General features: G+C 32.0%; 7 protein-coding genes. 6 read left to right on the top strand and 1 reads right to left on the bottom strand.

Annotated features, from left to right (window positions below):
- From BM289_RS25470 to BM289_RS16190, 6 genes are all read left to right on the top strand, one after another.
- Nucleotides 1-388 (top strand): hypothetical protein (locus BM289_RS25470; RefSeq protein WP_167365445.1); only part of this gene is annotated, 388 nt, incomplete at its 5' end.
- Nucleotides 389-495: 107 nt separating this feature from the next.
- Entirely contained in the window at nucleotides 496-4,689 is a 4,194-nt protein-coding gene (locus BM289_RS16170; RefSeq protein ID WP_143102093.1) for a beta strand repeat-containing protein, read from the top strand.
- A 1,054-nt stretch (nucleotides 4,690-5,743) separates the two neighbouring features.
- Nucleotides 5,744-6,883 (top strand): hypothetical protein, encoded by a 1,140-nt coding sequence (locus tag BM289_RS16175; RefSeq protein ID WP_091495425.1) that lies wholly within the window; start codon nucleotides 5,744-5,746, stop codon nucleotides 6,881-6,883.
- A gap of 846 nt (nucleotides 6,884-7,729) precedes the next feature.
- Nucleotides 7,730-9,052, top strand: a complete 1,323-nt coding sequence (locus BM289_RS16180) for a T9SS type B sorting domain-containing protein (RefSeq protein WP_091495426.1) — start codon at nucleotides 7,730-7,732, stop codon at nucleotides 9,050-9,052.
- 35 nt (nucleotides 9,053-9,087) lie between these two features.
- Entirely contained in the window at nucleotides 9,088-10,002 is a 915-nt protein-coding gene (locus BM289_RS16185; RefSeq protein WP_091495428.1) for a PorP/SprF family type IX secretion system membrane protein, read from the top strand.
- Between the two features lie 20 nt (nucleotides 10,003-10,022).
- A complete protein-coding gene (locus BM289_RS16190) occupies nucleotides 10,023-12,014 on the top strand; it encodes an OmpA family protein (protein WP_091495430.1) in 1,992 nt (663 codons plus the stop codon).
- A gap of 129 nt (nucleotides 12,015-12,143) precedes the next feature.
- On the opposite strand, the gene BM289_RS16195 is transcribed toward BM289_RS16190, so the two are convergent.
- The gene (locus BM289_RS16195) at nucleotides 12,144-13,139 is read right to left on the bottom strand and encodes a helix-turn-helix domain-containing protein (RefSeq protein ID WP_091495432.1); all 996 of its coding nucleotides are present in this window, start codon (nucleotides 13,137-13,139) and stop codon (nucleotides 12,144-12,146) included.
- Between the last annotated feature and the right edge of the window lie 2 nt (nucleotides 13,140-13,141).

Here is a 13,141-nt window from a genome sequence, read left to right on the forward strand (position 1 = left end):
GCTTCCTGGCAACGATGGAAAATCAGAGACAGAGTTTATTACAAGTTTAAAAGGAGCGACTGGAGCAGACGGTATCGGAGGTAAAACTATCGCAGGTACAGGTATAAGTATAACAGGATCTGGAACAGCTACTGATGAATATGTAGTTAGTGCTATACTTCCTCAACAAATAATTGACGAAGATACGGTTAGGACAGATGGTCAAGTTGATTTCACTTTAACACAAACACCTTATTTGGTTTCAAAAGTGAGAATGTATATCAATGGTGTACGTATTGCTAAGGATGCTATTACGGTAACTGGAACGACTGTTAAATATATTCCGGCTAATAATGGATCTTATGCTTTAAAAATAGATGATGCTATAACATTTGATTATTTGAAGTAATATTTTAAAAAAAAGGAAGGCTGTAAAGCTGATAAAAGACTAACCAGCCTTCCTATATATTTTGATATAGATATTTAGTACGTTGATCCTTAAAAATTGATTAAGAAATGAAAAAAATAATATATATGCTGTTATTGATCCAGAGTGGATTTATGATGGCACAGACCAAAACCGTTGTGACACCAAATGGTGAAAAAGTAACAATTAATCCATTTGTAAACAATGGGTTGTCGACTGATAATGGTTATATACAATTAGGTGGACCTTTAACAAGAGAATCTGTTTTAACAACTACCAGCGCCTTTACCTTGGCTATAAAAGGATTAGGAACAGGTACTACTTCTGATAATATATTGGTAGCCGATCCTACATCAGGTGTTCTTAAATATATCAGTGCTTCTTCTTTATCAGGAACTGGAACTTTCTGGAGTCTTTCAGGTAATGGAGGTACTGATCCAGCATTAAACTTTTTAGGAACGACAGATGATAAGCCATTACGTTTCAAAATTGAAAGTACTAACGCAGGAGCTTTAACTAAAACATATACAGCTTTTGGTTACAATGCTTATAACGCAGGTGCTACAGGAGCAGGTAATACGGCAATTGGTATAAGTTCATTGAATGCCAATACTACTGGTTGGAGTACTACAGCTATTGGTTTTCAAGCTTTGATGTCGAATACCACAGGAGCTAGTAATACAGCAGTAGGAAGCTCTACATTAAGTTTAAATAGCACTGGTAGCAACAATACAGCTTTAGGAAGTATTGCATTGCAAGATAATACAACGGGTGGCTCTAATACTGCATTAGGAGCTTCAGCACTCACACGAAACCAGACTGGAGATTGGAATACAGCTGTTGGATCTGCCGCTGTTAGCGGAAACACTACAGGTTATTCAAATACTGGGGTTGGTCATTTCGCTTTGTATAATAATACAACAGGAAATCAAAATACAAGTGTAGGAGATTATGCATTGAGAATAAATACGACAGGTAATAATAATACAGCTATAGGATATGAATCTGGAAGAAATATCGGAGGAAATAGTAATGTCGCTATAGGAAATAAGGTTCTTACCCAAGATACTACTACTGACAATGTTGCGTATTCAGGAGATAAAAATATCGCGATTGGAGATAATATTAAATTATCATCAAAAACAGCTTTTAACGAATTAAACATTGGAAATGCTTTATTTGGTACAAATGTAAACAGTACAATTGGTACAGCAAGAATTGGTGTAAATACTCAGGCTCCTGGTACAGCTTTACATGTTAAACCTGTTGGTACAAATGACCCTCTTACAGTAGAAGGGCTTAAAAATATAACTTTAGGAACTGAAAAAGTTATAGTAACTGGTACAGACGGTGTATTTAAAACAGTAGATGCTTCTTCTTTATCAGGAACTGGAACTTTCTGGAGTCTTTCAGGTAATGGAGGCACAACTTCAGCTAATTTTTTAGGAACTACAGATAATAATCCATTACGTTTTAAAATAAATAGTACAAATGCTGGTATATTGTCTCAGTCTAGTACAGCTTTTGGATATAATGCATTGAATCCATCTTCTTCAGGAACTGCAAATACGGCAATTGGTGATCAAGCCTTGACAAATAATACAAATGGTAGTCTAAATGTAGCTATTGGTAGTAATGCATTACAAAGTAATAATGGAGGATCTTCTAATAACGCTGTTGGATATAATGCATTAAAATCGAATAAGAGTACTTCACATAATAATGCTTTTGGAGCCTCTGCACTAGAAAATTTTAATGGCAGTGTTGTTGGTAGTAATAGTGCATTTGGAAGTAACACCCTTAAGGCTCTTGTAAATGGTAATTCAAACAGTGCGTTTGGTTTTAATGCTCTTACTGTCGCTACCTCTTCATATAATACTGCCGTTGGACATAGTGCTTTGCTTACTGCTACAACTGGTGCCAATAATACAGCTATGGGTTATGGTTCTTTCCAAACTTTAACAACTGGAGGTAATAATACAGGTTTAGGTTATCAGGCTGGTTTTAAACTTACAGGTAATAACAATATTGCTTTAGGTAATAATGCGGGTTACCATGCTTCTAATACTTACACAGGTGATAAAAATATCTTGATTGGTGATGCTGTAAATTTATCTGGTACAACAGCTGCTAACGAATTAAACATTGGTAACGCTTTATTTGGTACAAATGTAAACAGTACAATTGGTACAGCAAGAATTGGTGTAAATACTCAGGCTCCTGGTACAGCTTTACATGTTAAACCAGATGTTACGAATGCCGACCCTCTTACTGTTGAAGGTATTCAAGCAGGAACAGGAACAAATGAAAGTGTTGTGGTAGTTAATAATTCGGGGGTTTTCAAAAAAGTTGACGCTTCTTCATTATCAGGATCAGCAAATGCTTGGAATATTTTAGGGAATACAGGAACAACTCCTGGAACAAACTTTGTTGGGACTAATGATAACAATGCTTTAGCTTTCAGAGTAAATAAAAAATCAGCTGGATGGATTGGTACATCATCAGGTACAGGAGCAAGTAATTTTGCATCAGTATATTTAGGACAGGGAACAACACCTGTCACTAGTACTGGTGACGCCAATGTCGGTATTGGAGCAGCAGCATTAGGTCTTAATACATCAGGTAATGGAAATACTGCAGTAGGTGCTCAGGCATTACGTTCATACAATAGTGCTACTAATGGAAATAATACAGCAGTCGGTTATTTTTCATTAAAACTTGTGACTGATGCTTCTAATAATACAGGTATAGGTGTTGGTGCTCTTCAAAACACTACAACAGGAGGGTATAATACAGCATTAGGTGTAAATGCTGGTACAGGAAATACTACAGGAACTAATAATATTTTTATAGGGAGTAATAATCCAAATGGTTCAAAATTAGACGGATCGGCTTCAAATGAAATGAATATTGGTAATCTTTTGTATGGAACAGGTGCAAATCAAGCTTCAACAACACAAGCAGGTAGAATAGGTATTAACACTAATGCACCAACCACAACATTTCATATTTATAGTAAAGCAGCAAGTGATGATCCAATTCGTGTAGAAGGTCTTAAAACAGGCGCTGGTAGTGAAAGTGTCGTAGTTGTTGATAATACAGGTGTATTCAAAAAAGTAGATGCTTCTTCATTATCAGGTAGCGGATGGAGCTTGTTAGGAAATTCAGGAACTACAGATTCTAACTTTTTAGGAACGGCAGATGATAGACCATTTTACCTTAGAATTAACAATGCCAACTCAGGAAGTTTGAGCAAAAATAATACAGCTTTTGGTTATAATGCTTATAATACAACAGCTACTGCTTCGGCCATAAACAATACCGCAGTGGGTCTAAACACTTTGTCAAACAATAGTATTGGTGTAGAAAATACTGCCCTAGGTTCTGGAGCTTTAAAATCTAATACAAATGGAAGTTCAAACATTGCAATTGGTATAGATGCATTAGGAAAAAATACTTCAGGAAATTACAATGCGATTGTTGGTTATCAGGCTATGTCAAATGGGGTTTTAACAGGAAACTATAATGCAGCATTTGGTTATCAGTCATTGTTTAATAATGCTGGTGGAAACCATAACGTGGCTCTAGGAGAGCAGGCAGGCTACGGTTTAAAAGATGGTAATTTGAATGTTTACTTAGGATATAGAGCAGGTTACAGTACAACAGATTATCATGGAAATAACAATATCTTGATTGGTGCTGAGACATTGCCGTCAAGCCCTGTTAATAATGATGAAATTAATATTGGTAATGCTATTTATGGATTAAATGTGAATAATTCAGGAATTGGTTATAAATCAGCAAAGATTGGTATTAACACACCAGCACCTAATACAGCATTGCATGTAGTGCCTAAGACTATTGGAACAGATGATCCACTAACCGTAGAAGGTCTTAAAGCTGGTGCTGCTACAGATAAGTTTGTAGTAGTAGATCCTAACGGTGTTTTTAAATCAGTTGATAGAGGAAGTACCGGGGCTTCTATGAGAATTAGAAGAGTAACAGCAGCTTCAGCAACTCTTGTTGATGCAACTGATGATGTATTATTAATAGATGCTACAGGAGCAGCAGGTCCTTTAACGATTACTGTGCCAGCTTGTGCTGCAGGAAGAGTATTTACAATTAAGCGAGTGGATTCAGTTGTTCAAGATGTAAAAATTATATTTGCTGGTGGAGCTACAGTAGATGAAACTGATACTTTTATTTCAGTAGGAAATAAAACAACTTATCAGATTATCACTGAAGGCGCTAATAATAAATGGCAGACCATTTCGAGAGTATAAAAAGACGACTTGATTGAAGTAAATAATTTAAAAAAGGTTTAATAAACCAAACAAGGAGGCCGAGGCCTCCTTGTTTGGTTTATTATTAGATATTCATAAGGCATTTTTTTTGTTTGTTCTTAATCCGTCTGTTGCTGGTATGGCCAGGCTGGATGTAAAAGACTGGAATCCTGTACTTGCATTTCCTGCAGAGAACTTTCAGATTATCTAGTAATTGTAAATAATAATGGCAATTTGTCACAAAGGGTAGCAATCGATGTAGCTACTCCTTTAGTGATTTTGCAACTTTAGATGCTGGTATTCCTATTCCTGCTACTACCACAGCATATTTACTTTACATACAGATTCCAGTGTTACTTTACCATCACGTAAATGGTCTAGATATTGTTTCGAGTAATTCACTTGTAAGTTGTGTGCTACCTATTGTGTAACGCTTTGCGAATTAATAATTATTAACAATACCATGTCCAGAAATAAAACTTATTATTACTGGGCTAGAAATATAGTGGTGTATAGTACCTCTGGTAATTTGTTAAAGTTTGGTGGTAACGGTTTAGTCAAAGGATTATATTTCTTATCAGAAAATTAATTAATACAAGACGGTTGTCATGTAAGAATACATTGAGATAAGTTTAAACATATTAAGGAGGCTTTTGGTATCATTAATTTATGTTTTTTTACTTTTTTGGTTGTAGCGTTTTTTTGTTTATAACAGTAAGTTTAGAAAATATCAACTTCTAAAATTTATAATTGAAGTCTTAACTCCTTACAAAATTCCTCTCTGATATAAATCTTATTTTAATATAATTATGGCTTATTATAGATAATTAAGTTGTTTCGTTGAAATATTTTTATATAGTTCGTTTTTTGTTAAAATGTAACTGTTTGATATAAAAGCTATGGATTATTGTAAAGATTGTTTAAGAATTGTGTATAAAGGTTTTTTTAGAATGATTTTATGTTTTTAATAATTAGCTAAAAACAGATTTATTGGGGACAAGAACGAGTGATTTTACTATTATTAAATAAGTCAGGAATATTAAAATTTTAGGATATGGGAATAGTGTATGGAATAGATATATATCATAAAGGTTTTTTAAATAATTTGAATTATTATTCAGCTTATGAAGTCTTTACTCTTAAACAATTGGAAGAAGTCTTAGAAAAAGCAATTAAAACAACGGGCTATCAATTAAAAAGAATTAGTAATCACAGGCTTTTATTACAGTATTCTTGCACAGTCGAGAAAGAATTTGATGTGATAAAAGGAAATGAGCAGTTTACAATAGAAAATGATTTGGAGGGAAATAAAACAATAATTAGAACACAAACTCTAACTCCAAAATTATATAGTCTGTTAATACAGCTCTCACGCAAAAATAAAATAGAAGTTAAAAGCGAAGTAACTATACCAATTTATACGCTCGAAACAATGTCGCAATATAGTGGTATTGGGAATTACTGGCTGGTATATACAAGAAACTCTAGTGGACTTAAAGATGACGCAATGCAAATAGCAAACAGTTTTTTGGAATATAACGATTTCTGGGAATTTACCATTTTTGTAGAAAACTACGGATGTCTGTATTTTAATAATCATACCGATCAGCCTGCTGATGGTTTTTATAATGTTATCGTTAAGTTAGTTTCAGCTGTAGAAGAAAATAATGTCTATATCACATTAGAAGAAAGTGAAAATGTACTGGATAGTTTTACTCGTGTTTTGCTGGAAAAAGAACTTAAAGTCGTTTCTGTGCTTTTTCAGCCTCTTTATAAATCTTATCAAGGGATAAAGATTGAGATAGAAGGAAAGCATAATATAGAAAAATTGGTAAAAAACTATTTAGAGATTAATATAGATCAAAACAAAACTTTTAAAAGTTATGATGTGCAGCGCTTAACAGAATATATGATTAGTGTTTGTAACCAGTCTAAAAAAGAGAAAAGCAGATTTCGCAATTTAGAAATAAACGAAGCAGGTCTACAAAGAGGGCTTATTTATAATAAAATATACAATAAAGCTTTGTTCCATTTTTTATGTACTGAAATAGCGGCTAATTTCTGTCCCTGTTCACCAGAAGGGAGTTATAATAAAGGAGAGAAAATAATTTATTATAGACAGGCAAAAGATAAAGTAATTCTTCAAAAAACGTATGGTACCCATTTTAGAAATCTAATTTTTAAAAAGGTGTAGAAGTTTGTAATAACAAGCAAAACAGATTTGAAAAATTTCAAAGTTTTTAAAACTTAATTAAAATCGTAATGTTTTTCAAACTATATTTTTAGAATGACAAAATAGATATTCAGTCTAAAAAGCGTCAGTTTTTATTATTGTTTCAATCATCATTTGTAAAAAAAGGATAACGTTGAAAAATAGAAAAACGTTATTTTTTGGCTTATCGACCATTTGCATCAATTTATCTTTAATAAAAAATGCAGGTTTTTAAAATAAGCTACAATTAATTTATAAATCATTTTAGGATGCCACAATAAAGCTGATTTTTTAAATGTACCTACTAGGAATTTAAGATCTTATTTTAAAATTAGCTGTTTCTACACTTCAATCTATCGTCGCTTTAGAGTCCTTCTTTTCAAAATTCTATTGTAATTTCAAATCATTGCTATAAATGGTACTTAATAGCCGGGATTTTTAATAGATATTCTTTCCAAAAAATGTTTTATAAATAATTTCAGTAATAAAAGATAGTAAAATCTTAGGTAAAATGTTTTTTTTAAACCATAAATAAGATCACTGTTGTGTAAGTGTATAAGTTTATTTTAAAAGTATTTTCGGAAATGTATTTTGTTAAAAAGAAATTCAATATTTCTTAACGTTTATCATTTTTAGTATTTGGATTATTTTGTAGTAAAATTTGTTGCTGTAAAACATTGTAATACAGTGTTTTGTTTTTTGTGTTAAAAAGATGTTATATAACATTCTGACTTATTTTGATATACTTATAACTTTTAGTAGACATTCTAGAATCATCGTTCCTATAATTTTGCACTGTTATTTAATGCAATTTGTAAAGTAAACAGAATGATGGAAAATAGTATGTATAAAGTTTATCAATTTAAAAGTAATATTGATGTTATCAAAGAAAAATTCTTTTCCTGTCTTGGATTTTCTTCAATATTGTTTTGTTCAGTAAACAGTAATGCCCAGTTTGCAAATCAGGGTGATGTAAAAGTTAAAGAAGGAACTATATTGTCTGTTTACATGAATTATGAAAACACCAATTCGGGTAATTTTATTAATGATGGTTTAGTTTACATTTTTGAAGATTGGAGGAATAATGGTACCGTAACTTTTTCTCCTGATAAAAATGGACAGACTTTTTTCACTGGAAAAAAAGACCAGCGTATTGACGGAACCAAAATCGCTGATTTCCAAAATTTAATTTTTGAAAATTACAGTGGTCTAATTCCTTTCAAATTGGCAACTACCATATCTGTAAACAATAAAACAGAATTCCTAAACGGTATTATTGATGCAGATACATTCAATGGAAAGATGATTTTTCAAGAAGATGCTTTTCATACAGATGCTAGTGATTTAGCATTCGTAGATGGACAAGTACAAAAAAACGGATATAAAGAATTTGAATTTCCAATAGGAGATGAATTGTATTTTAGACCTTCTTATCAAGATCAAGCAGATAAAACAAAAAATAATAATGATAGCTACACCGCACAGTATTTTTACAAAAATTCAGATGCAATCCATTCTCATTCAAGTAAAGATCAGACCATAAAGCTCATCAATAATAAAGAGTATTGGAATGTTACTCGTGATAAAGGAACAAATCAAATTGTACTAAGTCTTACTCTAGACAGTAATACAACACCTTCCGAGTTTTTTGATCATGACGATAAGACACAAGTTATCATGGTAAGATGGGATGAAACAGCTGCTAAATGGGTTAGAGAAGGAGGAGAAGTGAGCGAACGAATGAATAAAGGAAGTAAAGGCGCAGGTTATACTAAATTATTGATGGGAAAAGTAAATGGATACGGAATGTTTACAATGGCATTAGTAGACAAAGAAATACCAAATGACGACTTAATTGTGTACAACGCTCTTTCTCCAAATGATGACGGTATCAACGACACTTTTCTTATAAAAGGAATTGATAAATATCCAGACAATACAGTTGAAATATACAACAGATGGGGAGTAAAGGTATATGAAGCAAAATCATATAATGAAAGTGATGTTATGTTTAGAGGATATTCTGATGGACGTGCTACTATCAATAGAAATGACAAACTTCCAACAGGAACTTATTTTTATATCATAAAATATACTAAAGAGCAGAGAGGAATGCAGAAAACAGGTTATCTGTATATCAATAACCAATAGTCTTAATTTTTAAGAATTAAATCAATTTAGAAATAATGAAAAAGATTTTTCACATAGTAATAGTATTGTGTGCAGGGATTTTTAGTGCCTCAGCACAACAAGAATCACAATATTCACAATACATGTACAATACCATGACTTTTAATCCTGGATATACAGGGTCAAGGGAAGTTCTAAGTGTATTAGGATTATATAGAACACAATGGGTAGGATTAGAAGGAGCGCCAAAAACAATGAATTTCTCTGTTCAAAGCCCAATTTCAGAAAGAAATGCTTTAGGATTAAATGTTGTAAGTGATCAGATTGGTCCGTCAAAGACGACAACTGCAACACTTAATTATTCCTACACTATTTTAGGAAGCACTGATGTAAAATATTCATTTGGTATTTCTGGAGGATTCGACAATTTTGAAGTAGACTATAATAAATTGAATCGCGAAAGACCAGAAGATCTTTATTTATCAGGTACTATATCTCAATTTTCGCCAAATGTTGGAGTAGGGTTTTATGTACATTCTTATAATTGGTATGTAGGATTGGCATCACCAAGATTACTTAAAACAAGCTATTATGACGATATTAAAGAAACTACTTATTCTACAAAATCACATGTTTATTTAATTGGGGGGTATGTGTTTGATCTTAACCCTTATTTGAAATTCAAGCCAGCAGCTTTAATAAAAGGAGTTTCTGGTGCACCTCTTTCTGTAGACGTTTCGGCAAGTTTTTTAATCAACGACAAATTAACTCTTGGAGCAGCATATCGTTGGGATGCCGCAGTAAGTGCTTTAGCTGGTTTCCAAATTACAGATGGATTACAAATCGGTTATGCATATGATTATGATACAACAAAAATTGGGAATTATAATTCTGGATCTCATGAAATATTCCTAAGGTTTGAATTGTTTAGTAAATCAAAAACTAGACTTGTAACACCAAGATTCTTCTAATAAATTAAAACTAAAACAAAATGAGCTACAGAAAAATAACATTAATTTTCGTTTTATTAACGTCATTAATAATGCAGTTCTGCAGTGGTTTGCATGCGCAGACTAAAAAAGTAAGCAAAGCGGATGACGCATATAATAAATTTGCTTTTATAGAAGCTGCAAAATTATATAGAGAAGAGATAAAAAATGGAAGTAATGCAGTCGATCTTTATACTAAACTGGGAAATTGCTATTATTTTAATGCCAATTATGCTGAAGCTGTAGAGTGTTATTCTAAAATAATAGAATCTTTGACAAGTGCTGAGCCTGAGTATTATTTTAGATATGCCCAAGCTTTAAATAATATTCAAGATTATAAAGAATCAGAATCTGTAATGAAAAAATATTATGAGAAATCCGGGAAAAAAGACTTAAGTGAAAATTGGAATGAAAAGAAATTATTGGCGGATATTAAAAAACAATCTGGACGTTATTCGATAAATACAGTAAGCATCAACACTCCATTTTCTGATTTCGGAACTGCATTGTACAATAAAAATAATGTAATATACGCATCTGCTAGAGATACTGGAATTGTTGTAAAACGTAAACACAGTTGGAACGAAAAAGCTTTCCTTAAACTATATTCTGCTGAAATTACTGTTGATGGTGGGCTTCAGAACCCTGTAAAGTTAAAAGGTGATGTTAATACAAGGTACCACCAAAGTTCGCCAGCAATAACAAAAGATGGTAAGAAAATGTTTTTTACACGAAATAATTATTTTGAAGGAAAACTGGGAGAGGATAAAAAAGGAACTACTTATTTGAAAATTTATTCGGCTGAAAACGTAAATGGGGAATGGAAAAATGTAAAAGAATTACCTTACCCTGTAAATAGTGATGGATTTTCATCTGCTCATCCTGCCTTGAGTCCAGACGAGAGCCAGCTTTATTTTGCTTCAGATCGAAACAACACTTTCGGTAATTCGGATTTGTATGTGGTAAGTTTAAAAAAAGGTGGAATTATTGGAAATGATGTTACGAAATTAGGTGACGAGATAAATACTTTAGGAAAGGAGACTTTTCCTTATGTAGATAAAAATGGAGTATTGTATTTTGCTTCTGATGGTCATCCTGGATTAGGAGGATTGGATTTATTTGCAGCTAGTAAAGATAGCGATGGAGTATATCATGTTGTAAATTTAGGCGAAGGAGTAAATAGCAGTTCTGATGATTTTGCTTATATGATTAACAATGATACAAAAATGGGCTTTTTCTCTTCAAATAGAAGTGGCAATGATGATATTTATAGTTTTGTAGAAAATAAACCAGTACAATTTGATTTTAATATTAGTCCTATGGTTTATGGACTAGTTAAATATTATAAAAGTGGAATGCCAATTGATGGGCTGTCAGTAGAAGTTTATAATGATAAAGACGAAAAAATTAAAACATTATTGAGTGATAAGGATGGTAAGTACTCAATGGAACTAGAGCCATACAAAAAATATAAGTTAGTATATAAAAAGCCCGGGCTGGTAGAAAAAACACAATTGGTACCTGAATTAAAGCCAGCAGAAAAAAGAGAATATATACATGAATTCTTAGATGAAATGATTGTACAGGTAGGAAATGATATTGTGCCGGTTGTTGAAGGAACTAATTTGACAGATATTTTGAAACTAAATCCAATTTATTTTGACTATAATGGATACAAAATTAGAGAATCCTCAAAACCTGAACTGGACAAAATAGTCGATTTTATGAAATTACGTCCAAATGTAACTATTAAAGTAAATTCGCATACAGATAGTAGAGGAAAAGATGATTTTAATATGAAGTTATCTGAAAATCGCGCTAAAGCTACTGTAGATTATCTTGTAGATCATGGTATAAATAAAGAGCGTTTAACCGGACAGGGATATGGAGAAACACAATTGATAAATAGATGTTCAAATGGAGTTCCTTGTTCTGAAGCAGAACATCAAGCCAATAGACGTTCTGAATTTATTGTACATATAAATCGGAATTAAATTGTTGATAAATTAAATTTAAATTGAGAATGAGGATGTTTCTTTAGAGATATCCTCTTTTTTTAAAAAAAAACTGCCTCACTTTTTGAGGCAGTCTTATTTTGTTTTTATTGGAGTCATTGTAATTTTTTAATTAGCTTTTTTTACAAAATCATCCATAGGTTTATGATTGAATAATTCAAAATATTTAGAAGAAAAATAGCTTAATTTACTATAACTTAATTCATACATAACTTCTGTAAGTGAGTAGTATTCACCACTTTTTAAAAGTTCTCGTCCTAGATTCATTTTTTCCCGGATGAAGAAATTATTAGGCGTAGTATCTGTGTTTTCTTTAAAAGCCATTTTATATTTTGACTCTGACATTCCTGCCATCGAAGCTAGAAATGTAACAGAAGGAAATGGACTGTATAAATTGGACAGCATATATTTTTTGGTTTTGTTTATGGCATCACTTTCTGCTTGGGTTAAATTATTTTTTGTCTCTCCTATATCGTAAAATTTACTAAAAAAATTGCCAAGAAGTTTCAGTGTAATACCTTTTAAAAATGGCTCAAAAGATAAATCATGAATTGATTTGGTTTTAAGGGATTGTAATAAAAGGACGCTGTTACTGTCGATGTTTCCGTAGTGATAAAATACTTCATCGTCTATTTTCTCATTTAGACTGCCTTTATATTTAATTTCAGGATATTTGGTTATAAAATCTGCCAGCATTTTTTTATCAACCAATATTCTAAGAGCAAAGGTTCTTTCTTTTAAAGCGGGTTTATAGGTACTTTCAATTTGATTATCAATTATAGCAAGATCTAATTTATCATAAGAACCTATCTCATAATTTTGGTTGTTAATCTTAATTAAATTAACATGCTCACTTAGATCAAAGTGAAATATATATAATTCGTAATCGGATCTCTGACGGTGTATTTTAAGAGGAGTATTCAAAAAAACATCCATAAAAACCACAGATATATTCGGAGTAACTTGAGTAAAATAACAATGCCCATTTCCGATTTTTTCTGGAAAAATAATTATTTTGTCAGCTATCATTTCACCACCAGTTTGTTCTGCCAGTTGTGGCATCCATTCAGGGCTCAAGCTGTAGTAGTGTAATATTTTCTTCATAG

Origin of the sequence: Flavobacterium phragmitis (assembly GCF_900112575.1) — a bacterium.
GTDB classification, from domain to species: Bacteria; Bacteroidota; Bacteroidia; order Flavobacteriales; family Flavobacteriaceae; genus Flavobacterium; species Flavobacterium phragmitis.

What these genes read in the sequence shown, in the direction of transcription:
- BM289_RS16170 (WP_143102093.1), top strand. Translation starts at nt 496, where the DNA reads ATGAAAAAAATAATATATATGCTGTTATTGATCCAGAGTGGATTTATG.
- BM289_RS16175 (WP_091495425.1), top strand. Translation starts at nt 5,744, where the DNA reads ATGGGAATAGTGTATGGAATAGATATATATCATAAAGGTTTTTTAAAT.
- BM289_RS16180 (WP_091495426.1), top strand. Translation starts at nt 7,730, where the DNA reads ATGATGGAAAATAGTATGTATAAAGTTTATCAATTTAAAAGTAATATT.
- BM289_RS16185 (WP_091495428.1), top strand. Translation starts at nt 9,088, where the DNA reads ATGAAAAAGATTTTTCACATAGTAATAGTATTGTGTGCAGGGATTTTT.
- BM289_RS16190 (WP_091495430.1), top strand. Translation starts at nt 10,023, where the DNA reads ATGAGCTACAGAAAAATAACATTAATTTTCGTTTTATTAACGTCATTA.
- BM289_RS16195 (WP_091495432.1), bottom strand. Translation starts at nt 13,139, where the DNA reads ATGAAGAAAATATTACACTACTACAGCTTGAGCCCTGAATGGATGCCA.